At 73.8% G+C, this 23,628-nt stretch carries 19 protein-coding genes and 1 riboswitch; of the genes, 16 read left to right on the top strand and 3 right to left on the bottom strand.

Features of this window, described 5'->3' with window-relative positions:
* Positions 1-22 precede the first annotated feature (22 nt).
* Positions 23-231, bottom strand: a riboswitch (cobalamin riboswitch).
* A 27-nt stretch (positions 232-258) separates the two neighbouring features.
* Positions 259-972: a TetR/AcrR family transcriptional regulator gene (locus RB608_RS22010; RefSeq protein WP_308090211.1), complete on the bottom strand. Its 714-nt coding sequence runs from the start codon at positions 970-972 to the stop codon at positions 259-261.
* Positions 973-1,109: 137 nt separating this feature from the next.
* On the opposite strand from RB608_RS22010, the gene RB608_RS22005 reads away from it, so the two are divergent.
* The 15 genes from RB608_RS22005 to RB608_RS21935 all read left to right on the top strand — a co-directional run bounded on the left by RB608_RS22005 (position 1,110) and on the right by RB608_RS21935 (position 20,151).
* A complete protein-coding gene (locus tag RB608_RS22005; protein WP_308090210.1) occupies positions 1,110-2,783 on the top strand; it encodes an amidohydrolase in 1,674 nt (557 codons plus the stop codon).
* Complete coding sequence (locus RB608_RS22000) at positions 2,780-3,763, top strand: PDR/VanB family oxidoreductase (RefSeq protein ID WP_308090209.1); 984 nt, start codon at positions 2,780-2,782, stop codon at positions 3,761-3,763. Before RB608_RS22005 ends, RB608_RS22000 begins: the two co-directional genes overlap by 4 nt.
* Positions 3,763-4,392 (top strand): MSMEG_1061 family FMN-dependent PPOX-type flavoprotein, encoded by a 630-nt coding sequence (locus RB608_RS21995; RefSeq protein WP_308090208.1) that lies wholly within the window; start codon positions 3,763-3,765, stop codon positions 4,390-4,392. Before RB608_RS22000 ends, RB608_RS21995 begins: the two co-directional genes overlap by 1 nt.
* A 20-nt stretch (positions 4,393-4,412) precedes the next feature.
* A complete protein-coding gene (locus RB608_RS21990; protein WP_308090207.1) occupies positions 4,413-6,062 on the top strand; it encodes a CocE/NonD family hydrolase in 1,650 nt (549 codons plus the stop codon).
* Between the two features lie 29 nt (positions 6,063-6,091).
* A complete protein-coding gene (locus RB608_RS21985) occupies positions 6,092-7,756 on the top strand; it encodes an ABC transporter substrate-binding protein (protein WP_308090206.1) in 1,665 nt (554 codons plus the stop codon).
* Positions 7,729-8,682: an ABC transporter permease gene (locus tag RB608_RS21980; RefSeq protein ID WP_308090205.1), complete on the top strand. Its 954-nt coding sequence runs from the start codon at positions 7,729-7,731 to the stop codon at positions 8,680-8,682. The genes RB608_RS21985 and RB608_RS21980 overlap by 28 nt, the downstream gene beginning before the upstream one ends.
* Positions 8,679-9,554, top strand: coding sequence for an ABC transporter permease (locus RB608_RS21975; RefSeq protein WP_308090204.1), 876 nt, complete (start codon positions 8,679-8,681; stop codon positions 9,552-9,554). Before RB608_RS21980 ends, RB608_RS21975 begins: the two co-directional genes overlap by 4 nt.
* On the top strand, positions 9,551-10,525 hold the full coding sequence (locus tag RB608_RS21970; RefSeq protein ID WP_308090203.1) for an ABC transporter ATP-binding protein: 975 nt from the start codon (positions 9,551-9,553) through the stop codon (positions 10,523-10,525). The genes RB608_RS21975 and RB608_RS21970 overlap by 4 nt, the downstream gene beginning before the upstream one ends.
* The gene (locus RB608_RS21965) at positions 10,519-11,352 is read left to right on the top strand and encodes an ATP-binding cassette domain-containing protein (protein WP_308090202.1); all 834 of its coding nucleotides are present in this window, start codon (positions 10,519-10,521) and stop codon (positions 11,350-11,352) included. The genes RB608_RS21970 and RB608_RS21965 overlap by 7 nt, the downstream gene beginning before the upstream one ends.
* A complete protein-coding gene (locus RB608_RS21960; protein WP_308090201.1) occupies positions 11,337-12,575 on the top strand; it encodes a saccharopine dehydrogenase C-terminal domain-containing protein in 1,239 nt (412 codons plus the stop codon). The genes RB608_RS21965 and RB608_RS21960 overlap by 16 nt, the downstream gene beginning before the upstream one ends.
* The gene (locus tag RB608_RS21955; protein ID WP_308090200.1) at positions 12,572-14,128 is read left to right on the top strand and encodes an AMP-binding protein; all 1,557 of its coding nucleotides are present in this window, start codon (positions 12,572-12,574) and stop codon (positions 14,126-14,128) included. The genes RB608_RS21960 and RB608_RS21955 overlap by 4 nt, the downstream gene beginning before the upstream one ends.
* Positions 14,129-14,236: 108 nt before the next feature.
* Complete coding sequence (locus RB608_RS21950) at positions 14,237-15,403, top strand: DUF418 domain-containing protein (RefSeq protein ID WP_308090199.1); 1,167 nt, start codon at positions 14,237-14,239, stop codon at positions 15,401-15,403.
* A gap of 58 nt (positions 15,404-15,461) precedes the next feature.
* A complete protein-coding gene (locus RB608_RS21945; RefSeq protein WP_308090198.1) occupies positions 15,462-16,685 on the top strand; it encodes an MFS transporter in 1,224 nt (407 codons plus the stop codon).
* Positions 16,686-16,819: 134 nt separating this feature from the next.
* The gene (locus RB608_RS21940; protein ID WP_308090197.1) at positions 16,820-17,515 is read left to right on the top strand and encodes a response regulator transcription factor; all 696 of its coding nucleotides are present in this window, start codon (positions 16,820-16,822) and stop codon (positions 17,513-17,515) included.
* Entirely contained in the window at positions 17,512-20,151 is a 2,640-nt protein-coding gene (locus RB608_RS21935; protein ID WP_308090196.1) for a DUF4153 domain-containing protein, read from the top strand. The genes RB608_RS21940 and RB608_RS21935 overlap by 4 nt, the downstream gene beginning before the upstream one ends.
* On the opposite strand, the gene RB608_RS21930 is transcribed toward RB608_RS21935, so the two are convergent.
* Together RB608_RS21930 and glsA are read right to left on the bottom strand one after the other, a co-directional pair.
* The gene (locus RB608_RS21930) at positions 20,148-20,879 is read right to left on the bottom strand and encodes a gamma-glutamyl-gamma-aminobutyrate hydrolase family protein (RefSeq protein ID WP_308090195.1); all 732 of its coding nucleotides are present in this window, start codon (positions 20,877-20,879) and stop codon (positions 20,148-20,150) included. The two genes, RB608_RS21935 and RB608_RS21930, sit on opposite strands and share 4 nt — an antisense overlap.
* Positions 20,880-20,922: 43 nt before the next feature.
* Positions 20,923-21,870, bottom strand: coding sequence for a glutaminase A (gene glsA, locus RB608_RS21925; protein ID WP_308090194.1), 948 nt, complete (start codon positions 21,868-21,870; stop codon positions 20,923-20,925).
* A 182-nt stretch (positions 21,871-22,052) separates the two neighbouring features.
* Between glsA and RB608_RS21920 the strand changes: the two genes are divergently transcribed.
* On the top strand, positions 22,053-23,579 hold the full coding sequence (locus RB608_RS21920; RefSeq protein ID WP_308090193.1) for an APC family permease: 1,527 nt from the start codon (positions 22,053-22,055) through the stop codon (positions 23,577-23,579).
* The last annotated feature ends 49 nt before the right edge of the window (positions 23,580-23,628 follow it).

Genomic DNA, 23,628 nt, shown 5'->3' with positions numbered 1-23,628 from the left:
CTGTTGGGTGGGTGACGCGGACCCGGGAGGGTCCACGGCCAGCAGGTCTTCGGACTCGGGATCGACCGGACGGAGCGCCTTCCCAGTGCCGGTCGGCCGAGTGTCTGCCGTCCCTCACCAGTGGCGTGTTGCCCCGCCCGTCACCCTCACCGCTGCGCGTCAGTCCCGGACTTTCACCGGGTTCCCTGACCCACGAGTTTCGTGAGTACGACTGGCGAGGCGGACGCTAGCACGCGTCCGGCCCACCGGGGACGCCGGTCAGGCGGTGTCCTGCCCGGTCCGGGCGCGGGCGGCCCGCTCGGCGATGGAGTCGAGCAGGAGCTCCAGGGCGGTGTCGAAGACCTGCTCGCTCTCGATCCGGTCGAGATCGCCGCTGATGGCGTGCAGGTTGCCGAACTGGTCCGGTGCCGTGGCGTAGGCGGTCGCCCACGTGGTCCGCTCGGCCTCCTGGATGCTCTCGTCGAGGATCCGGAAGCCGGCCAGCCCACCGGACCACAGCAGCGCGAAGTCGGCGATCACGCGGTAGTACAGCGCGAGCTCCGGGTCGGGGATCCCGGCCGTGCGCAGCGCCCCGACGACCGCGTCCGCGGCCTTCATCTCCGAGGAGCCGGTGGTGATCCGGGGGCCGCTGAGGACGGCGGCCGCGGGATGACTGACGTAGGTCGTGCGGACCCGCTGGCACACGTCGACCAGGGTGCCCCGCCAGTCGTCGCCGGCGGGCTCGAAGTCCTCGAACGCCTCGGTGAGCAGCCGGTCGGCGACGGCGAGCACCAGGTCGTCCTTGCTGGCGAAGTGCCGGTACACCGCGGTCTGGTCCGCGCCCAGGGTGCGCCCGAGGCGGGGCATCGTGAACGCGGCGAGGCCCTGCTCGTCGAGCAGGGCGAGGCTCGCGGTCACGATCCGCTCCGGGGTCAGCGCGCCGCGGGGCAGCCGGCGTCGCGGGGCCTCGCCGGACGCCTTCGGTGTGCTCACGGCCGCATCATGCCACCCGCCGCGACCGGCTCCCCGGGCAGGGAGGTCGCTAAGTCAATCTCTTAGTCAAAGGTATTGACTTAACCCTCGGGTGCGCGCTGTACTCCTCTGCACAGCCACCCCAGGAGGACTCGCCGATGCCCCAGCTCCACGCCGACACCGTCTTCGTCGGCGGACCGGTCTTCACCGCCGACGCGGCGCGCTCCTTCAGCGACGGGGTCGCGGTCGCGGGCGGGCGGGTGCTGGCGGTGGGCGACCAGGCGGCGCGGGAGCTCACCGGCCCCCGGACCGAGATCGTCGACCTGCGCGGCCGGCTGCTGCTGCCGGGCTTCGTCGACGCCCACGCCCACCCGGTCTTCGCGGGCCTGGAGCTGCAGCAGTGCGATCTCACCGGCGCCGAGGACGCGGCACAGTGCCTCGACCGGATCGTCGAGTACGTCGCCGCGCATCCCGAGCGGGAGTGGATCGTCGGCGGAGGCTGGTCCATGGACCACTTCGCCGACGGGACGCCGACCCGGCAGCAGCTGGACCGCATCTGCGCGGACCGCCCCGTCTTCCTCATCAACCGCGACCGGCACGGTGCCTGGGTCAACACCGAGGCCCTGCGGCGCGCGGGCGTCACCGCCACCACACCCGACCCACCGCGCGGGCGGATCGAGCGCGAGCCCGACGGCACGCCCTCCGGCTCGCTGCACGAGGCCGCCGCCGACCTGGTCGCCCGGCATACCCCGGCGCCGACCGCGGCCGACCACGATCGGGCCCTCGAGCTCGGGCAGTGCCGGATGCTGGAGCTCGGCGTCACCTCCTGGCAGGACGCCCTGGTCGGCGCCTACCTCCACTATCCCGACACCTACGACATCTACCGCCGCGCGGACGCGGCCGGGACCCTGCTCGCCCGGGTCGTCGGGGCCCAGTGGTGGGACCCGACCCGGGGCGTCGACCAGGTCGACGAGCTCGTCGAGCGCCGCGCGGGCGCGGTCGCCGGGCGGTTCCGCGCCACCAGCGTGAAGTTCATGCAGGACGGCGTGTGCGAGAACTTCACCGCCGCGATGCTCGCGCCCTATCTCGGGCCGCCCGACGGCACCTCCCCGGGCAGTGGCCTGAGCTATCTGGACCCTCGGGACCTCGCCGCCGGGGTCGGGGCGGTCGACCACCTCGGCTTCCAGGCGCACTTCCACACCATCGGCGACCGCGCCGTGCGGGAGGCGCTGGACGCCGTGGAGCGGGCCCGCGCGACGCGTCCCGCCTCGGTCTCCGGTGGTCACCGGGGCGACAACCGGCACCACCTGGCCCACATCCAGGTGATCCACCCCGACGACATCCCGCGCTTCCGCGCGCTGCGGGCCGCCGCGAACATGCAGCCGCTGTGGGCGCACATCGACCCGCAGATGTCCGACCTCACCGCGCCCTTCCTCGGCCCCGAGCGGACCGAGCGGCAGTACCCCTTCCAGCAGCTGCGCGCCGCCGGAGCGACGCTGGTCGCGGGCAGCGACTGGCCGGTCTCGTCGCCCGACCCGATGCTCGGCATCCACGTCGCCGTCAACCGGATGGCGCCCGGCGGCTCCGACGGCGCGCCCCTCACGCCGCACCAGCGGCTCACCCTGGTCGACGCGCTGGCGGCCTACACCGCCGGCTCCAGCTGGATCAACCACCTGGAGCACACCCTTGGCAGCATCGCGCCGGGACGCGACGCCGACCTGGTGGTCCTCGATCGCGACCCCTTCCTCGGCAGCCACGACGAGATCTCGCTGGTCGCCGTCGACGAGACCTTCGTCGGCGGCCGCCGGGTGCACGCCCGGGAGTACGCATGAGCACACCGGAGGAGCTGGAGGTGGTGGTCGCCGAGCTGAGCTGGGAGGCCGACGGCGTCGTCGCGGTCGGGTTGGCGCCGCTGCCCGACGGTCCGCCGCTGCCCGCCTGGACCCCAGGCGCCCACCTCACGGTCCGGCTGCGGCCCGGCCTGGAGCGCCAGTACTCGCTGTGCGGCGACCCGGTCGACGCGCGCTACCGGATCGCGGTCCGGCACTGCCCGCGGGGCCGGGGCGGCTCCGACTACGTCCACCGCTTCCTCCGGCCCGGCCGGCGGCTCCGGATCTCCGCGCCGCGCAACCACTTCGACCTGCTGCCCGCGGCCTCCTACGCCTTCGTCGCCGGCGGGATCGGGATCACCCCGATCCTGCCGATGGTGCGCCGCGCCGAGGCCGACGGCATCCCCTGGACCCTCGCGTACGTCGGCCGGGAGCGCGCCACGATGGCGTTCGTCGACCGCCTGACCCGGCTGGACGCCGCGGAGTCCACCACGGGACCCCGTGCGCCCCGGAGCACCGTGTGGGCGTCGGGCACCGCGGGGCGCTTCGACCTGACCGGCCATCTCGACGCCCACCGGCGCGAGCACGGTCGGGCCCGGGTCTACGGCTGTGGCCCGACGTCGATGATGGACGCGCTCGAGGAGCTCTGTGCCCAGCGGGCCGACCTCGTCTTCCACGGGGAGCGGTTCCGCGCGCCCGGAGCGGACACCGCGCCCGGCCGCCCCTTCGACGTCCGCTGCACCCGCAGCGGCCTGGACCTGCACGTCGACGCCGACCGCTCGCTGCTCGACGTGCTCGCCGCCGCCGGCCTGCCCGTCGCCGGCTCCTGCCGCGAGGGACTCTGCGGCACCTGCGAGGTCGTCGTCCGGGCCGGCGACCCGGACCACCGCGACCACGTCGGCCTGGGTGACCGGACGGCGCCGCGGGTGATGGCGGCCTGCGTCTCCCGGGCCCTGACCCCCGGTCTGGAGCTGGAGCTGTGATGACGACACGAACGCGTCCCCGCCGCGTCGACCTCGCGCGGGTCCGGGAGCTGGTCGGCCACCCGGACCCGGCCATCGAGGCGAAGGTGCTCGACCGCCTCGATCCCTACTGCGAGCTCCTGATCGCGCACTCGCCGTACTGCGTCCTGGCGACGGTCGGTCCCGACGGCCTCGCCGACTGCTCTCCGCGCGGGGACGACCCGGGCTTCGTGCGGGTCCTCGACGAGCGCACTCTGGTGCTGCCGGACCGACCCGGCAACCAGCTGGCCCAGTCCTTCACCAACATCTGCCACGATCCCGCGATCGGGATGCTGTTCCTGGTCCCCGGGTACGCCGAGACGCTGCGGGTCAACGGCCGCGCCTACCCGAGCGACGACCCCGACCTGCTGCCGATGCTCGAGGCCCGCGGCCGGGTCCCGTCGCTGGCGACCGTGGTCGAGGTCGAGGAGGCCTATCTGCACTGCGGCAAGGCCAACCTCCGCGGCGGCCTGTGGGAGAGCGGCCGCCAGGAGCTCGCCGATCTCCTCCCCAGCGGTGGCGTCATCGCCGCCGCCCACATCGGCATCGACGGACTCACCGCCGCCGTCCTCGAGGACGACCTCGCCGACGACTACCAGCGCAACCTCTGACCAGAACCGGAGCACTCCGCATGTCCCTGCCCTTCACCCGGATCGAGCCGGCCCCCCTCAGCGACGTCGCCGAGCAGCACCTGGTGCGCACCCGCGACGGCGTCCGGCTGGCCACCGACGTCTACCTGCCCGATCGGCCCGGCCGGCACCCGGCCGTGATCTGCCGGCTGCCCTACGACAAGAACAGCGCCTGGATGGCGATCGAGCAGATCGCGCCGCACTACCTCGACCGCGGCTACGTGCTCGTCGTCCAGGACGTGCGGGGCAAGTTCCGCTCCGAGGGCGAGACCTATCCGTTCCGGCACGAGGTCGCCGACACCTTCGACACCATCGCCTGGGTGACCGCCCAGTCGTGGTCGGACGGCACGGTCGGGATGGTCGGCGACTCCTACCACGGCTACACCCAGTGGGCCGGCGTCGCCGGCGGGCACCCGGCACTGCGGGCGATCGCGCCGCGGGTGACGGGCATGGCCATCGGCTCGTGGGGCGGCGGCGCGCCCCAGCAGCGGGCGACCAGCCTCTACCAGGCCAACTACTTCGCGCACCACTGGGTCGACAACGCGGCGTACGACTACGAGGTCGACTGGAGCGTGCGGCCGCTGCGGGACCTCTTCGAGACCGCGTTCTCGGCGATCGGGGCCCGCTCGCAGATCCTCGACCGCGTGCTCTCCGGCGCCTCGGCGACCCCCGAGCTCGCCGCCCGGCCGCCCTTCGCCGCCCGGCCGGTGCCGGTTCTGCACCGGGTCGGCTGGTTCGACAACCTGCTCGATCTGTCGATGCAGGACTACCGCGAGCAGCTGAGCCGGCCTGCCTGGCGCGACCTCGCCTACCTCGACGCCGACGCCTGCGACCACTACTCCTTCCACCTCGACGACGCGCCGGTCCCGCTCGAGCGCAACCACGGGCTGGACCTCGCGGTCCTGCAGGCGATGCTGCCGCGCTACCTGGGCCGCACCCTCGACTTCTTCGACGTGCACGTCCGCGGCCGGGACGGCGGCGTGGACCGCGCCACCTGGTGGCAGGGCCACCTCGGCCTCCGCACCGCGGACTCGTGGCCGCCGGCCGCGGCCTCGACGCTGCGGCTCTACCCGGGCGACGCCGCCGCGGCGACCGCCTCGGCCGACGGCGGCGCTCTCGCCGCCGCACCGGGCGCGGCCGAGCAGGCGGAGTGGGTGCACGACCCGGCCGACCCGGTGCCCTCGACCGTCGTCGACTCCTTCACCTTCCTCATCGAGTACCCGGACGAGAGCGTCGTCCACGACCGGCCCGACGTGCTCACCTTCACCGGCGCACCGCAGACCGAGCCGCTGGACCTCGCCGGCCCGGTGCACGCGGTCGTCGACCTGGAGGTCGCGGGCCCCAGCACCGACGTCTTCGTCAAGCTCCACGACGTGGCCCCGGACGGCACCACCCGGCTGGTCCTGCGCGGCCAGCGCCGGGTCGAGGGCACCGACGGCGGCGTCGTCGACCTGGGCGAGACCGGTTACCGGTTCCGGCCGGGGCACCGCCTGCGGCTCCAGGTCAGCGCGAGCGACTTCCCGCTCTACGCACCGCATCCCGGCACCGGGGAGAGCCCCTGGGACGCCGTGTCCGTCCAGCCCATCCGTCATCGCCTGCGACTCGGCGCCGGCCACACCCACCTCCAGCTCACCGTCGCCACCGCGCTCTGAGCCGTCCTCACCCACCGAGAGGGACCGTCATGCCCACACCCCGCCGTACCCCGCTCCGACCGGCCCTGGCCCTCGTCGCCGTCCTCGCCCTCGGGCTCAGCGCCTGCAGCGGCTCCGATGGCTCCGACAGCTCCGGGCACGAGGCCACGTTCGACACCGACACGACCACCACGCCGGCCGCGACCGGACCCGTCGACTCCTTCACCTGGTACGGCGACTACCGCAGCCCCGCCACCCTCGACCCGATCAAGGTGGCGGACTATCCCGAGCTCACCGTGATCCCGAACCTGTGCGAGAGCCTGCTCGACACGGGCCCCGGCTACGAGCCGCGTCCCGGCCTGGCGTCGGCCTGGGAGCAGGTCGATCCGCGCACCGTCCGGTTCACCCTGCGTGCCGACGTGACCTTCTCCGACGGTTCGCCGATGACCCGCGAGGACGTCCTGTTCAGCCTCCGGCGCAACCTCGACCCGGCCCTCGCGTCGTCGTACTCGATCCTCTACCAGGGCGTCGCCGCGATCGAGCCGTACGGCACCGACCAGGTCGAGGTCACCTTCACCGAGCCGAACGCCGTCTTCCTCAAGGGCATGAACACCCTCGGCGGAGCGGTGATCAGCAAGGCCTTCGCCGAGGCGCACCCCGACGACCTCGGCACCCCCGGGACGGGCGTGCTCTGCACCGGCCCGTACGTGCTCGACTCCTGGGACGGCGTCGGTCCGCTGACGCTCGAGCGCAGCCCGCAGTACTGGAACAGCGAGCGGGAGCCGCTCGCCGAGCAGGTGCGCTTCGAGTTCCCGGCCGAGGCGAAGGCGCTGGCCAACGCGATCCGCACCGGCGCCGTCGACGGTGGGTTCAACATCCCGGCCGAGGTGATCCCGAGCCTGCGCGAGACCGGGAGCGGCGAGCTGTGGCTCGGCGCGGAGGGCAGCACCCCGCAGAACCTCGACATCATCGTCAGTGACCTGAAGAAGGGGCCACTGGCCGACGCCGCGGTGCGCCGGGCCCTGTCCGGGGCGGTCGACCGGGAGGCGCTGGTCCGGACCGCCTTCGCGGGCGCCGCCGACCCGTTGTACGCCGTCGCCGGCCCCGGGCTGTGGGGCTACGCCCAGGAGCGCTACCGGGCGGCGTACGACGAGATCGAGAAGGCCGCCACGGGCGCCGCCACCGACGGACGCGCGGCCGTCGAGCAGGCCGGGGTGAGCGGCACGGGCCTCACCCTCGCCTATCCCGGCGGGATCGAGATGTACCGGACGACCGCGACCGTCGTGCAGCAGGCGGCCAAGGAGCTCGGCCTGGAGATGGAGATCGTCGCGCTGCCGCTGGCCCAGTACTACTCGCTCTTCTCCGACGCGTCGGTCCGCGCCGACTACGACGCCTTCCTGACCATGAACTACACGCAGGTGCAGGAGCCCGCGTTCATGTACGGCTTCATCGGCAACAAGGACGGCAGCCAGAACTACGGCGGCTACGACAACCCCGAGGTGGACCGGCTGCTCCGCGAGGCCTTCGGCGAGCCGGACGACGACGCCCGGGCCGAGCTGGTGATCGCCGCCCAGGCGATCCTGTCCGAGGAGCTGCCCTGGATCCCGCTGGTGGCACCGCGGGCGGCGGTCTATCTCGACGAGGCCGTCACCGGCGTCCCGCTGACCTTCGCGTACATGGGCACCGCGTGGGCGGCCTCGGTCGGCGCACCGTGACCGTCCGGGAGCTGCTGCGCACGGTGGGGGCGATGTGCGTCAGCATCCTCGCGGCCAGCTTCGTGGTGTTCGCGAGCCTCTACGCCGCGCCGGGCGACGCCGAGTCGGTGCTCTTCGGCTCGACCACGCCCACCGACGAGGTGCGCGCGGCGGTCCGGGACCAGTACCGCCTGGACGATCCCTTCCTGGTCCGCTACGTGCACTGGCTCGGATCGGTCGCGCACGGCGACTTCGGCACCTCCTTCGTCGGCGGCCAGTCGGTCGCGACCCGGCTCGGCGCGACCGCGCCGACCACGCTCGCACTGGTGGGCCTCGCCGGCCTGCTGCTCGTCGTGATCGGGATCGCTCTCGGCGTGCCGATGGGCCTGCGGCCCGGCCGGGTCGACACGGTGCTCACGACCGTCGTCGCGGTCGTCGCCGGGATCCCGACGTTCGTGTCGGCGACCCTGCTGATCGCGGTCTTCGCGGTCGGCCTGGGGTGGTTCCCCGCCTACGGCGCCGACGGGCTCCGCGGCCTCGTGCTCCCGGCCCTCTCGCTGGCTCTGGTCTCCTCGGCCATGCTCGCCCGGATCACCCGGGCCAGCGTGCGGGCCGAGAGCGGCCGCGAGTACGTCACCACCGCCCGGGCCCGGGGCCTGCCCTCGCGGGTCGTCGTGGCGCGCCACATCCTCCCGAACGCCGCCGGCCCGGTGATCACCGCGGGCGGCCTGCTGGTGGCGGCGCTCTTCGCCGGCGCGATCGTGGTCGAGAACGCCTTCGGCATCGCGGGCCTGGGCTCGTTGCTGGTCAGCTCGGTCAACCGCCAGGACTTCCCGACCGTGCAGGCGATCAGCCTGCTCCTCGTCGTGGTCTTCGTGCTCACCAACACCCTCGTCGACCTGGCCGCCCGCGGCCTGGACCCGCGGCAGCGGAGGCGGGCCGCATGACGCTGGCACTCGCCCTCCCCGCCGGCCGGTCGCGACCGCGCCGCGCGCGCGGCGTCCTGGGCCCGGTGGGCTGGACCGCCCTGGTGCTCGTCGCGGCGATGGTGCTGCTCGCCGCACTCGCGCCGTGGCTCGCCCCCTATCCCGTCGACCAGCAGGACCTCCTGCACCCCTACGCCGGACCGAGTCCGGCGCACTGGCTGGGCACCGACGCCACCGGGCGGGACATCCTGTCCCGGCTGCTGTGGGGAGCGCGCACCAGCCTCGGTGGGCCGGCCCTGGTGGTCGCGCTCAGCCTGGCCGTGGGCCTGCCGACCGGTCTGCTCGCGGCCTGGCGCGGCGGCCTCGTCGACGCCGCCCTCGCCCGGGTGCTCGACGTGGTCTTCGCCGTCCCCGGCATCCTCATCGCGGTCCTGGCCGTGGCCGTCTTCGAGCCCGGGCTCACGCCTGCGGTGCTCGCGCTCGCCGTCGCCTACCTGCCCTATGTCGCGCGCACGACCCGTGCCGCGGCCCGGGCGCAGCGGGACCTGCCTTATGTCGAGGCACTCGAGCTGCAGGGCATGGGCGGACTGCGGATCTGCGTGCGCCACATCCTGCCCAACATCCTCGGCGTCGTCCTCGCCCAGGTGCCCGTCGCGTTCGCGCTCGCCCTCGTCGACCTCGCCTCGCTGTCCTTCCTCGGTCTCGCCGTTCAGGCCCCCGCGGCCGACTGGGGCGTCCTCATCAGCGACACCTCCGCACTGCTCCAGGGCCATCCCGAGCAGGCCGTGTACGCCGGGCTGGCGATCGTGACGACCGTGGTCGCGCTGACCTTCCTCGGTGACCGGCTCACCGAGGGCCGCCCGGTCGCACGTGCCCGCAAGGAGAAGCGATGACGAGCCCGCTGCTCGAGATCGGCGACGTCGTGGTCGACCTGCCCGGACGGGGGACCGTGCTGCGCGACATCACCCTGGCCATGGCGTCCGGCGAGTCGCTGGGCCTGGTCGGGGAGTCCGGGGCCGGCAAGTCCATGCTGGCGCGCGCCGTGGCCGGTCTGCTTCCCGCCGGCGCCGCCCGGCTCGGCACGATCCGGTTCGACGGCGCACCGCTCTCCCGCAGCCGGACCGGCCGCGACGGGGCGCGCCGCCGGCTCGGGATGGTCTTCCAGGACGCCCGCGCCCACCTCGACCCACGCCAGCGGATCGGCGACTTCCTGCTGGAGACGACGCCGCGCCGGGCTCGGCCGGCGCGGCTGCCCGAGGTGCTCGCCCTGCTCGACCGGGTCGGCCTCGCCGAGCCCCGACGGCTGCTGGACCGGTACCCCGACCAGCTGTCCGGCGGGATGCTGCAGCGGATCATGATCGCCTCCGTGGTCCTCGCGGACCCGGCGCTGGTGCTGGCCGACGAGCCGACCACGGCCCTCGACGTCACCACCCAGGCCGAGGTCGTCGCGATCCTCGACGAGCTGCGGCGTGAGCGGGGGACCGGCCTGCTGTTCATCAGCCACGACCTCGACCTCGCCGCGCAGCTGTGCGACCGGATCGCGGTGCTGTACGCCGGGACCGTCCAGGAGGTCGCCGCGGCCGGCGCGCTGGCCGCTGATCCGCGGCACCCGTACACTCGGGCCCTGTTCGCCGCCCGGCCGGACATCGAGCGCCGGTTGCCGCGACTGCCCGCGATCGCCGGTCACCCGGTCGCGGCGTACGAGTCCGGGGCGGGCTGCGCGTTCGCCCCGCGCTGCGACCGCGCGGTCGACGCCTGCGGCACGGCGCTGCCGGAGCTGGTCGGCACCGAGCACGCGGTCCGCTGTCTGGTGGCGGCCCCGCCGGCCCCGGCGACCAGACGGGAGGGGGTGACCCGATGCTGACCGTCTCCGGGCTGCGCAAGGAGTTCCCCGGCCCCCGCGGCTCCGGGACGGTCGCGGTGGCCGGGCTCGACCTCCACCTCGACCGCGGCGAGTGCCTCGCGATCGTCGGCGAGTCCGGGTCGGGCAAGTCGACCACCGCCCGGATGATCGCCGGCCTGCTCGCACCGACGGCCGGACGTGTGGTCCTCGACGGTCACGACGTCAGCCGGCCCGCCCGCCGCCGCCGGGACCGGCTGCACCGGGCCCGGCTGCTCCAGATGGTCTTCCAGGACCCCTATGCCTCGCTCGACCCGCGGCAGTCGCCCGGCGACGCGCTGGCCGAGGTGCTCGCGCTGCACGGCGTACGCGACCGCGCCGAGCGGACGGCCCGGGTGCGGGAGCTCGGCGAGGCGGTCGGCCTCAGCGCTCGGCAGCTGGAGAGCCGACCCGCCGAGCTCTCCGGCGGCCAGCGCCAGCGGGTCGCCATCGCCCGGGCGCTGGCGCCGCGACCGCCGGTGATCGTCCTGGACGAGGCGGTCTCCGCGCTGGACGTCTCGATCCAGGCGCAGGTGGTCAACCTGCTCGCCGACGTGCGCGCCGCCACCGACACGGCCTACCTGTTCATCACCCACGACCTCGCTGTCGTGCGCCAGGTCGCCGACCGGGTGCTGGTGATGAGGGCCGGCGACGTCGTCGAGCAGGGACCGGTCGCGCAGGTCCTGGACCGGCCCGCGGCGCCCTACACGCAGCGACTGCGGGCGGCCGTGCCGCCGCGGTCCGACGGCGCCCGCCCGGGCGCCGTACCCCACCAGGTTGAAAGGAACACCCCTCCATGCGAGTCCTCCTGATCGGCGCCGGCGGTGTCGGTGACGCCTTCGTGCGCATCGCCACGACCCGCGACTTCTTCGAGGCCCTCGTGGTCGCCGACCATGACGAGGCCCGCGCCCGCGCCACCGTGGCGAATTGCCGGTCCGGCGCCGAGCCCGACAGCCGGCTCCGGGCGATCCGGCTCGACGCCGCCGACCGGGCCGCCCTGGTCGCCGCGATCCGAGAGCACCAGGTCACCCATGTGCTCAACGCCGTCGACCCGCGCTTCGTCGAGTCGATCTTCGACGCTGCGTTCGAGGCCGGCGCCGACTACCTCGACATGGCGATGAGCCTCTCCTCGCCGCACCCCGAGCAGCCCTACGAGAAGTGCGGCGTGATGCTCGGCGACCACCAGTTCGCCCGCGCGGCGCAGTGGGAGGACGCCGGACGTCTCGCGCTGGTCGGCATCGGGGTGGAGCCGGGGCTCTCCGACGTCTTCGCGCGCTACGCCGCGGACCAGCTGTTCTCGGCGATCGACGAGCTCGGCACCCGCGACGGCTCGAACCTGCAGGTCGCGGGTCACGGGTTCGCCCCCTCCTTCTCGGTCTGGACGACGATCGAGGAGTGTCTCAACCCGCCGCTGGTGTGGGAGCGGGAGCGGGGCTGGTTCACCACCGAGCCCTTCTCCGAGCCGGAGGTCTTCGACTTCCCCGGCGGCATCGGGCCGGTGGAGTGCGTCAACGTGGAGCACGAGGAGGTCGTGCTCATGCCCCGGTGGGTCGAGGCCGAGCGGGTGACCTTCAAGTACGGCCTGGGCGAGGAGTTCATCGAGGTACTCCGTGTCCTGCACAAGCTCGGCCTCGACCGCACCGACAAGGTGCGGGTCGGCGACGTCGAGGTCTCGCCGCGTGATGTCGTCGCCGCCTGCCTGCCGGACCCCGCGCGGCTCGGTTCGGCGATGACCGGCGCCACCTGCGCCGGACTGTGGGTCACCGGCACCGGTCGCGACGGCGGGCCGCGCGAGGTCTATCTCCACCACGTCGTCGACAACGCGTGGAGCATGGAGCGCTACGGGACGCAGTGCGTCGTGTGGCAGACCGCGGTCAACCCGGTGGTAGCGCTCGAGCTGCTGGCGACCGGCGCCTGGAAGGGTGCCGGCGTCCTCGGGCCCGAGGCGTTCGACCCGGTGCCCTTCCTGGAGCTGCTGGCCGCGCCCGACGGCTACGACTCGCCGTGGGGACTCGAGGAGCGGACGCCACGATGAGGGCCGCGCCCGCAGCCCCCGCGCTGCCGGGAGACCTGCTCGCCACGGTCGCCTGCGCGTACCCCGACGCGGTGGCGCTCGTCCACGACGGCCGATCGTTCGGCTACGCCGACCTGGCCGAGCGGGTGGACCGGGTCGCCGGCTGGCTCCAGGCGCACGGCGTGCGCCCCGGCGACCGGGTGACGCTCTACGCGCCCAACAGCGCTGCCTGGGTGCAGGCCTACCACGGCATCCTGCGCGGGGGCGCCGTCGTCAACCCGGTCAACGCCATGCTCACGACCAGCGAGCTGGCCTACGTCCTCGACGACTGCGGTGCCCGGATCCTGTGCACCACCGCCGCGGTGCTGGCCGCCCTCGACGACGGGGTGCTGAGCCGGCTGTGGGCGGTCGTCGTCCTCGACGAGCTGTCGCCGGGCGCCGGCGCGGAGGGCGTCGAGATCGTCGCCCTCGACGATGTCGTGTCCGCCGGCCACGCCGCGTCGCCGGTTGCGCTCGGGCCCGAGGACCCGGCAGTGATCGGCTACACCTCCGGCACCACCGGGCACCCGAAGGGCGCCGTCCAGTCGCAGCGGGCCGTCCTGCTCAACTGGCGGCTCAGTGCCGACGCGCACGGCAAGACCGACGCGGACGTCGTGGTCACGGCGCTGCCCGCGCCGCACGTCTACGGCAGCGTGGTCCTCAACGGCACCCTCGGCGTCGGTGGAACCGTCGTGCTGATGAGCAGGTTCGCCGCTCGCGCCGCGATGGACCTCGCCGCCCGGCACCATGCGACGGTCTTCGAGGGCGTCCCCGCGATGTACGCCATGATGCTCGCCGAGCCTTCCCTCGACCCGGCCGACCTCGCCACCCTGACCCGCTGCACCGTCGGTGGGCAGACCATGGCGGTCTCCACGATGACCGCCTGGGAGCGGACCAGCGGTGCGCCGCTCATCGAGCTGTGGGGGATGACCGAGCTCTCCGGCCTGGGCACCACGCACCCGGTCGGGACCGAGCGGGTCCACGGCTCGATCGGCCGGCCGCTCCCGGGCATGGAGGCGCGGGTCGCCGACCTCGACCGACCGGAGGTCGAGGCCGCCGTCGACCGGCCGGGCGAGCTGTGGATGCGCGGACCGTTGGTGATGACCGGGTACTTCGGCCGCCCCGACGCCACCGCGGAGGTGCTCGCCGACGGGTGGCTGCGCACCGGCGACCTGGTCCGCCGCGACGCGGACGGCCACCTGTGGGTGGTCGATCGCTGTCGCGACCTGATCGTCTCCGGCGGCTACAACGTCTACCCGGCCGAGATCGAACGGGTGCTGTCCGGACACCCGGCCGTCGCCCTGGTCGCCGTCGGACCGGTCCCGGACGAGGTCAGGGGCGAGGTCGCCCGGGCCTATGTCGTGCTTCGTGAGGGGCACCGGGCCACGGAGGAGGAGCTGGTCGCCTGTGCCCGGGCCGAGCTGGCGGCGTACAAGACGCCGCGCTCGGTGGTCTTCGTCCCCGCCCTGCCGCAGACGTCGAGCGGCAAGATCATGCGGCGGATGCTCCGCGAGCTGCCGGCCGGCCGGGAATAGCGCGCCGCCGGGCGGTCGACTCGGGCGCGGCCGGGATCCGACCGAAGTAGGGGGTGCCGGCGACCGCGGTCCGATGTGCCGGCGCCGGCGCCCGGATTGACTGGCCCGGTGAGCATCACCAGCGAAGGTCCCGTCGCGCTCTCGGCGCGGGCACTCGGGCCGGACCTGGCGCGGGGCTGCATGCTGCTGTTCATCGCGCTCGCCAACACCCACTACTTCCTGACCGGCACGTCCGCCGGCGCGTCGATCCGCGGTGGCTTCCCGATGGACGGATCGGCGCTCGACTCCGCGGTGACCTGGGTGATCGCGACCTTCGTCGACGGCCGGGCGTTCCCGATGTTCGGCTTCCTGTTCGGGTACGGCGTCGCGCACATCGTGCGGCGGCAGCAGGCGGCGGATGTGCCTCCCCGAGGGGTGCGCCGCCTGCTGTGGCGGCGCAGCGCCGTACTGATCGGCGTCGGCGTGGTCGACGGGATGCTCTTCTACGTCGGCGACATCCTCGCGATGTACGGCGTGCTGCTGCTCGTGGGCGCCTTCGCCGTGCGCTGGTCGGACCGCTGGCTGCTGGTGGTGGCCGGCTTCTTCCTCGTCCTCAACGCGCTGCCGGCGGCGAACTCCTCGTCGGTCAGCACCGACCCGCCGGACGTGGCGATGCTGCCGCCGGATCTCGCGACCCAGCTGGCCGAGCGGCCGGTGGTGGTGACCTTCATCGCGCTGTTCGGTCCGATCGGCTTCGCCGGCCCGTACCTCCTCGGCCTGTGGGCCGGGCGCCGCCGGGTGCTGGAGCGGCCCGAGCGCTACCGCGGGCTGCTCGTGGTGGTCGCGGCGGCCGGCATCACCGGGGCGGTGCTCGGCGCCCAGCCGGTCGCGCTGATGCTGGCGGGTGTCACGTCGGTCCCGTCGCCGGCCGTGCTCGAGCTGATCGGACCGCTGCACGACGCGGCGGGCGTCCTCGGCGGGCTGGGCTACGCCGCGCTGGTCACCCTGGCCGCCCGTCCCCTGGAGGCCCTGGTCGAGGGGCGCCGCGGCCGGGTGATCGACGCGCTCGCGGCGACCGGGCAGCGGTCCATGACCTGCTACCTCCTCCAGTCGGTGGTGTGGACGGTGGTGTTCACGCCGTACCTGCTCGGCCTCGCGGGCACCCTGAGCGTGACCGGCACAGCGCTGCTCGCGATCGCCACCTGGGCCGGATCGGTCGTCCTGGCGGACCTGCTGGCGCGGCGGGATCGGCGGGGTCCGTTCGAGGTGCTGGTCCGGCGGGTCACCTACCGTTGAGCCGCCCCCGACGGAGCCCGCCGGAATCCCCGCCGGCCGGGCCGTGTTACATGACCCCGTGACCGCCCCCGCCACCACCGACGCCGTCCGGGACACCCGCCTCCAGCGCCTCCTGGTCGTCCTCGGGATCGTGGTGCTCGCGTTCAACCTGCGACCAGCGGCCACGAGCGTCGGGCCGCTGCTGGAGGAGATCCGCGCCGGCGTACCGCTCGGGGACTTCGAGGCGGGCCTGCTCACCACGCTGCCCGTCCTCTGCTTCGCGCTCGTCGGCGGTGCCGCGCCACGGCTCGCCTCCTGGCTGGGAGTGCACCGGGTCGCGCTGCTGGGGCTGGTCCTGCTGGCGGGCTGTCTGTGGTGGCGCGGCCAGGTCCACCAGGGTTGGCTCTTCTTGGTGCTGTCCTTCGCGGCCCTGGCCGGCGCCGCGGCAGCCAACGTGCTGATGCCCTCGCTGGTCAAGCTGCACTTCCCCGGTCACGTCGGCGTGCTCACCGCGGTCTACACGACATCGATGGCGATCGGCCTCACGCTCTCGTCGGCACTCAGCGTGCCGATCGCCGGCGCCGAGGGCGACGTCGACTACGCGCGCGGACTCGGCGCCTGGGCGGTGACCGCCGCCATCGCCATCCTGCCGTGGATCGGGCTGATCGGACACGACCTCCACGAGGGCCGCCGTACCCGGTCCCTCGGCATCACCGCGATCGCCCGCACCCGGCTCGGGTGGGCGATGGCCGTCGCGTTCGGCCTCCAGTCCCTGCAGGCGTACGCCGTCTTCGGCTGGTTCGCGCAGATGTGTCGCGACGCGGGCTACTCCGCGGAGACCGCAGGAGTCCTGCTCGGCGTCGCCACCGGTGCGAGCATCCCGCTGTCGCTGCTCATCCCGATCCTCGCTGGGCGTCTCCGTGACCAGCGCTGGCTGCTCACGGCGCTCATCGCCTGCTACCCGATCGGCTACCTCGGCTTCCTGGCGGATCCGCGTCCGCTCGGCTGGCTGTGGGCGCTCACCATCGGCGTCGGCTGCAGCACCTTCCCGCTCGTGCTCACGCTGATCGGCCTGCGCAGCCGCACCTCCGAGGGGACCGCCGCGCTCTCCGGCTTCACCCAATCCACGGGCTACCTGATCGCCGCGGTCGGCCCGTTCGGCGTCGGCGTGCTGCACGCGGCGACGGGGACCTGGACCGTGTCGATCCTCGTTCTCCTCGCGCTCTGCGTGCCGCTCTACCTCTGCGGTCTCTACGCCACGCGCGACCGCTACGTCGAGGACGAGCTGGCCGCCCGCGGTTGACCCGGGTAGCGCCGCAACGTCATACGTTCGGTGGGCTCTAGCCCACAGAACGTATGACGTCACGCCGGTGATCTGCACAGAACCTGCACACGTCGTCCCCGGCTTTCGGCGCCTCCCGCTCGTAGCCTCAGGACATGGCAGCGCAGCGCGTGCACCGTCGGGTCCTCGTCGTCGAGGACGACCCGGTCATCAACCAGGCGGTCGCCGACCGCCTGCAGGCCGAGGGGTACGACGTCGTCCGGGCGTTCGACGGGCCGGGCGCGGTCGCGGCGCATGCCGAGCACACGCCGGACCTGGTGCTGCTCGACGTCATGCTGCCCGGGTACGACGGCCACGAGGTGTGCCGGCGGATCCAGGCCGATCGGCCGGTGCCGGTGCTCATGCTCACCGCCCGCGCGGAGGAGGCCGACGTCCTGGTCGGCCTGGGGGTCGGCGCCGACGACTACCTGACCAAGCCGTTCCGGATGCGCGAGCTGGTCGCTCGCGTGTCCGCCCTGCTGCGCCGCGTCGACCGGGCGGCGGAGCTCGCCGGGCGCCGGGCGCTGGAGCTCGGCGACCTGCGGGTCGACGGCCCGGCTCGCCGGGTGTGGCGGGGCGAGGAGGAGGTGCGGCTGACGCCGACGGAGTTCGACCTGCTGCTGTGTCTCGCCGCCACCCCGGGCGCGGTCGTCACCCGCGAGAAGCTGCTCGCCGAGGTCTGGGGCTGGGACGGCGCGACGGGGACCCGCACCGTCGACAGTCACGTGAAGGGCCTGCGGGCGAAGGTGGGCGCGGACCTGGTGCGCACCGCTCACGGCGTCGGCTACGCGCTCGAGGTGCCGGGCCGGTGACCGGCCAGACCGGGCGGACCGGCCAGACCGGGCGGACCGGGCCAGCGCCTCAGCCGCTGGTCGGCGTCCGCTCGATCAAGGTCAAGCTCGGCCTGCTGGTCGCGGCGAGCGCGACCCTCGCGGCGCTGGTCGCCACCCTCGGCCGCGCCGGCGGCGTCCCCGCCTGGCTGACCATCCCGGTCACGCTCGGCCTCGCTCTCGCGTTGACCCAGCTGCTCGCCGTCGGCATGACCTCGCCGTTGCGGCAGATGACCGCCGCCGCGCGGCGGATGGCCACCGGCGACTACGCCGTCCGGGTGTCCGACACCGCGCGTGACGAGGTCGGCGAGCTGGCCCGGGCCTTCAACACGATGGCCCACGATCTCGCCGGCGTCGACCGGCAGCGGCGCGAGCTGGTCGCCAACGTCAGCCACGAGCTGCGGACGCCGCTCGCCGGCCTGCGCGCCGTCCTGGAGAACGTCGTGGACGGTGTCGTGCCGGACGACCCCGCCGTGCTCGCGACCGCGCTCGCCCAGGCCGAGCGGATGAGCGGCCTGGTCGAGGACCTGCTCGACCTGGCCCGGGTCGACGCCGGCCGGGCCCCGCTCTCGCCCCGGCCCGTCCGGGTCGCCGAGCTGCTCGACCGGTGCGTGGCCGAGGTCGCCGTCCTCGGCCGCGACGTCGAGTACGACGTCCGCGTCGCCCCGGCCGGCCTGGTGGTGACCGCGGACCCGGCCCGGCTGCACCAGCTGGTCGCCAACCTGCTCGACAACGCCTCGCGGCACAGCCCGTCCGGGGGCACCGTGGTGGTGACGGCGGCGCGCCAGAACGACCGGTACCTCCTCGAGGTCCGCGACGACGGCCCCGGCATCCCCGCCGACGCGCGGGAGCGGGTGTTCGAGGCCTTCGGCACGCTGCGCGGGATCGGCGGCCGCGGCGACGACGGCGCCGGGACCGACACCGGAGGCACCGGTCTCGGGCTCGCCATCGCCCGGTGGGTCACCGACCTGCACGGCGGCACCATCGGCTTCCTCGACCCGCCCGCCGGCGGGATCGGCGCCCGGGTCCGCGTCGACCTGCCGCTCGACCCCGCGGCCCGCCCGGCCGCCGTACCCGTCCCGGAGGCACCCGTGTCCGTCCCCACCACCCCACCGCCCGCGCCCCCCGCCCCGGTGCCGGCGCCGTCGATCACCGACGACCTCCTCGGCGGCTTCTGGCCCGAGCGCGGCGTCCCCGCCCGCACCGGCCTGCTGCTGGGCGCCCTCGGCACCGGACTGCTCGGCGGGCTGGTGCTGCCCGAGCGCGCCCTCGGCATCGGCACCTTCCTGGTCCTGCTCGCCGCAGGGGCGGTCGTGCTGTCGGCGACCCGCGGCCGCCTTGGCCCCACGAGAGACACGGCGTTCACGCTCACCTGCGCGGGACTGTGTGTGCTGCTGGCCGCGACGGCCGTCCTCCGCGATGCCGAGTGGGTGGTCGTGCTCTGCCTGTTCGCCGGTGCCGCCCTGTGCGTCTGCGGGGTCACCGGCGGCCGTGGTCTCGGCGGGTTCGTGCTGTCCGGGCTGATGTGGCCGGTCGCCGGACTGCGCGGGATGCCCTGGCTGGGCCGCACCATCGCCGCCCTGCCGGTGGTCGGGCACGGTGCCGCAGCGCTGCGGACCGCCCTCTGGTCGGTGCTGGGGCTGGTCGTCTTCGGTGCCCTGTTCGCGTCGGCCGACGCGCTGGTCGCCGAGTGGGTCGACGCGCTGCTGCCCGACCTGACGATCGATACCTTCGTGCTGCGCGGGTTCGTGACGGTGGCCGTCGGCGGCACGGTGCTCGCGGCGGCGTACCTCGCCCTGAACCCGCCGCGGGTCGACCGCGACGTCCCGGGCGCCCGCGGCGTCGCGCGGCGCTACGAGTGGCTCGCGCCGGTGCTCGTCGTGGTCGGCATGTTCGCGGTCTTCCTCGCCGCGCAGGCGACGGTGGTCTTCGGCGGGCACGACTACCTGCGCCGCACGACGGGGCTGACCTACGCGGAGTACGTCCACCAAGGCTTCGCCCAGCTGACCGTCGCCACCGTCCTCACCCTGCTGGTGATCGCCGTCGCGGCCCGCAAGGCTCCCCGGGAGACCGCGTCCGACCGGCTCTGGCTCCGGGTCGCGCTCGGCGCGCTGTGCGTCGAGACCCTCGTCGTCGTCGCGTCCGCCCTCTACCGGATGGACCTCTACCAGGACGCCTACGGCTTCACCCGGCTCCGCCTCCTCGTCGACGTCTTCGAGGGCTGGCTGGGCGTGCTGGTCCTCGCCGTCGTCGTCAGCGGGATCCGCCTGCGCGGCGCGTGGCTGCCGCGCTTCGCCCTCCTCAGCGGCGCCGTCGGCCTCCTCGGACTCGCCGTCGTCAACCCGGACGCGTGGATCGCGCGGCACAACCTGACGCGGTACGACGACACCGGCCGCGTCGACTGGACCTACCTGCGCGACCTCTCCGACGACGCGATCCCCGCGCTCGCCGAGCGCACCGGCCGCGACCGGGCGTGCGCGCTGGCCGGCCGGACCGCCGCCGACGACGACTGGCTGGAGTGGAACCTGGGCCGCGCCCGCGCCGCTGACGCGCTCGCCGGCACCGGCACGGTGCCGGGTGACGCGCTCGCCGGCTGCGCGGACGTCACGGGCGACTAGACACCAGGGCCGCCGCACTCCCCGACGAACCCGCCGAGCAGGTCGAGCGCGTGGTCCGTGCTCGGCCAGAGCACCTCGGGGTGCCACTGGATCGCGACGAGCCGGGACGGCGGGTCCTCGAACGCCTCGACCAGGCCGTCCGGGGCGTGGGCGCTGGGGACGAGGCCGTCGGCGAGCGTGCGGATGCCTTGGTGGTGCTGGCTGTTGACGCCGATCGTGCCGCCACCGGTCCAGGCGGCGAGCGTCGTCCCGGCGACCACCTCGACGTCGTGGAGGGGCTCGCCGAGCGCCTCCTCGCTCTCCCGGTGGCGCAGCTCCGAGGGCAGGTCGCGGCCCAGGTCGACGTAGAGGGTGCCGCCGCAGGCGACGTTGACGAGCTGGGCGCCGCGGCAGATGGCGAGCACGGGGAGGCCGTCGGCGACGGCCGCGTCGAGGGCGGCCAGCTCGGCCTCGTCGCGGTGCGCGTTGACCCCGCGCAGCAGCGGGTCGTCCGGGGAGGCGCCGTACCGGCGGGCGTCGACGTCGCCGCCGCCGCTGATGACCAGGCCGTCCAGCCGGCCCACGAGGTCGGCGATGTGGGGCTGCGGGTCGCGGCAGTCGATCGCCAGCGGTACGCCGCCCGCGGCGACCACGCCACGGAACATGCTGCGCCACAGCAGGAACTCGGCGAGCTCGGCGGAGCTGTAGGTGATGCCGACGATCGGCCGGTCGAGGGGGAGGGTGGTCACGGGATCTCCAGTCCGGTTCGTTCGGTGCGGGGCGTCCGGGCGCTCAGAAGACCGACCAGCCGGCCAGGCGCGCGAACTCCTCGATGGCGGCGACGGCGCCGGTGGAGTTGCCGGTGCGGTCCAGCCGCGGGCTCCACACGCAGATCGAGCCGACGCCGGGCAGGACCGCGACGACCCCACCGCCGATGCCGCTCTTGGCCGGCAGCCCGACGCGGTAGGCGATGTCGCCGGCGGCGCCGTACATCCCGGCGGTGAGGAGCACGGCGTTGACCCGGCGTACGACGCCGGCGTCGAGCGGTCCCCGGGCACCGGTGCGGTCGGCGAGGAGCAGCGCCGCGCGGGCGACGGCGAGGGCGGACGCGGTGATCGAGCATTGCTCGAAGTACTGGGCGAGCACGGTGTCGACGCCGTGCAGCAGGCGGCCGTGCTCGGCCAGCACGTGGGCGATCGCCCGGTTGCGGTGGTCGTGGGCCGCCTCGGAGAGCGCGACCTGGCGGTCGCGCTGGACGTGCTCACCGCCGAGGTCGCGGAGCAGGTCGGTGACGGCTCCGGCAGCATCTCCCGTGTGATGGAGCAGCCGGTCGGTGACCACGAGCGCCCCGGCGTTGACGAACGGGTTGCGCGGGCGTCCGGCATGCGTCTCGAGCTCGGAGACCGAGCCGTACCCGGCGCCCGAGGAGTCCCAGCCGACGTGCTCCCAGGCGGTCGGCTCGTCGCGGAGCAGGGCGCACAGGGCGAAGAGCTTGGTGACGCTCTGCAGCGAGAACGGACGGGCGGCATCGCCGACCTGGATCTCGGTCCCGTCGAGGAGCGCCACGGCGAGGCCGAACCGGTCGGGGTCGACCCGGCTGAGCTCCGGGATCTGCGCCGACACCTCGCCGGTCGCGGCGGCGGCCCGGCCGTGCTCGGCGGCCGCGTGCGCGTACTCCACCAGCACGTCCGCGGGCCGTCCTACCGCGCTCCGGCCCTCCGCCACACCGCAGGTGCTCACGTTCGTCGTCCTCCTCGTCCTCCGCCAGCGCCGAGCGTAGGGGAGCTTTAAGGACTAGTCAATAGACCTTTTGGTCCCGGGTTTCGCCCGCGTAAATGTTCTCGACTAATAGGTCTGTAGGTCTTGTCTTTAGACCTTTTTTCGGCCTAGTCTCCCGGCATCTGATCGAAAGGTGGCAGCGCATGTCTGCAAACCCTGTTTCACCGTCGGGAGTCGACGAGTCCACACCCCAGCAGGCCCGGCTCAAGCCCGGAGCGATCGGCCTGGTGGGCGTCGTCTTCATGGTCGTCGCGTTCTCGGCGCCGACGACGGCGATGACCGGCAACCTGCCGGTCGCGGTCGGCTTCGGCAACGGCGTCGGAGCGCCCGCCGGGTTCATGATCGCCACGGTCGTGCTGACCATCTTCAGCGTCGGCTTCGTGGCCCTCGCCCGCCACATCACCGCCGCGGGCGCCTTCTACACGTTCGTGTCGCGGGGCTGGTCCCGCATCCCCGGCCTCGCGGCCGGCGTCATGTCGATGTTCACGTACATGACGATGGAGGCCGGCCTGATCGGCATCTTCTCCGTGTTCGCCGACCAGGCCTTCTCTGTGCAGCTCGGTCTCGAGCTCGGCTGGCAGCCGTACGCCGTCGTCGCGGCCGTCGCGATCGCCGTGCTGTCGCACTTCGACATCTCCGTGGCGGCCAAGGTGCTCGGTCTGGTCCTGGTCCTGGAGATCACGGTCCTCGCCGGCACCGCGTTCACGGTGCTCTTCAAGGGTGGCGGTCCCGACGGCATCATCTGGGACTCGGTCAACCCGCTCAGCGCGCTGAGCACCAACGACCTCGCCGGGGGCGTCGTCGGGCTCGGCCTGCTCATGGCGTTCTGGTCCTGGGTCGGCTTCGAGTCGACGGCGATCTACGGCGAGGAGTCGAAGGACCCCAAGCGGATCGTCCCGCAGGCCACCTTGATCGCCGTGATCGGCATCGGCGTCTTCTACACCTTCATCTCCTGGATGACGATCAGCGCCAACGGCGCGCAGAGGTCCGTGGAGCTGGCCTCGGGCCCGGCGCCGTTCGACCTCCTCTACGCACCGACCCGGGAGTACGTCGGCAGCTGGGCGGTGACCGCCTTCGAGTGGCTGGTGGTGTTCGGGTCGTTCGCCTGCGCGCTCGCCATCCACAACTCGGCGGCGCGCTACCTCTTCGCCTTCGGCCGGGACCGGCTGTTGTGGCACCGGATGGGCGAGGCGCACCCGCGGCACGCCTCCCCGTGGGTCGCCTCGCTCGTGCAGACCGGCTTCGCGATCGTCCTGCTCGCGATCTGCTGGATCACGGATGCCGACCCCTACGCGACGCTCTTCGTGCTGGTCGCGATCCTGGCGACCATCTGCCTGCTCATCGTGCAGACGCTCTGCTCGGTCTCGACGATCGTCTACTTCCATGTGAAGAAGGAGCACCCCGAGACCGCACACTGGTGGCGCACGCTGACCGCACCGGTCATCGGCGGGCTGGGCATGCTGTTCGTGACCTACCTGATGCTGTCGAACATGAAGGCCGCGGCGGGCGCCGCGTCCGACACGCTCTTCTTCAAGCTGATCCCCTGGATCGTGGTGGGACTGCTGGTCGGCTCGATGGCGGTCGCGGCGTACCTGCGCTCGAACCGGCCGCAGCTCTACAGCCGGATCGGCAGCACCGTCTTCGACGAGGTCCACGACACCGTCGTATGACCCGCGCCGTGCCGGCCGCCGTCCCCTCGGGACCGCGGCCGGCGTCGGC

The organism is Nocardioides sp. LHD-245 (genome assembly GCF_030929495.1).
Taxonomy (GTDB): Bacteria; Actinomycetota; Actinomycetes; order Propionibacteriales; family Nocardioidaceae; genus Nocardioides.
Note: the sequence above shows the minus strand (reverse complement) of the source record. Positions and strands in the feature narration are given on the sequence as shown.

Excerpts from the sequence above, each read along its gene's own strand:
- RB608_RS22000 (WP_308090209.1), top strand. The coding sequence starts at position 2,780 with ATGAGCACACCGGAGGAGCTGGAGGTGGTGGTCGCCGAGCTGAGCTGG.
- RB608_RS21990 (WP_308090207.1), top strand. The coding sequence starts at position 4,413 with ATGTCCCTGCCCTTCACCCGGATCGAGCCGGCCCCCCTCAGCGACGTC.
- RB608_RS22005 (WP_308090210.1), top strand. The coding sequence starts at position 1,110 with ATGCCCCAGCTCCACGCCGACACCGTCTTCGTCGGCGGACCGGTCTTC.
- RB608_RS21970 (WP_308090203.1), top strand. The coding sequence starts at position 9,551 with ATGACGAGCCCGCTGCTCGAGATCGGCGACGTCGTGGTCGACCTGCCC.
- RB608_RS21965 (WP_308090202.1), top strand. The coding sequence starts at position 10,519 with ATGCTGACCGTCTCCGGGCTGCGCAAGGAGTTCCCCGGCCCCCGCGGC.
- RB608_RS21960 (WP_308090201.1), top strand. The coding sequence starts at position 11,337 with ATGCGAGTCCTCCTGATCGGCGCCGGCGGTGTCGGTGACGCCTTCGTG.
- RB608_RS21920 (WP_308090193.1), top strand. The coding sequence starts at position 22,053 with ATGTCTGCAAACCCTGTTTCACCGTCGGGAGTCGACGAGTCCACACCC.
- RB608_RS21985 (WP_308090206.1), top strand. The coding sequence starts at position 6,092 with ATGCCCACACCCCGCCGTACCCCGCTCCGACCGGCCCTGGCCCTCGTC.
- RB608_RS21995 (WP_308090208.1), top strand. The coding sequence starts at position 3,763 with ATGACGACACGAACGCGTCCCCGCCGCGTCGACCTCGCGCGGGTCCGG.
- RB608_RS21940 (WP_308090197.1), top strand. The coding sequence starts at position 16,820 with ATGGCAGCGCAGCGCGTGCACCGTCGGGTCCTCGTCGTCGAGGACGAC.
- RB608_RS21975 (WP_308090204.1), top strand. The coding sequence starts at position 8,679 with ATGACGCTGGCACTCGCCCTCCCCGCCGGCCGGTCGCGACCGCGCCGC.
- RB608_RS21955 (WP_308090200.1), top strand. The coding sequence starts at position 12,572 with ATGAGGGCCGCGCCCGCAGCCCCCGCGCTGCCGGGAGACCTGCTCGCC.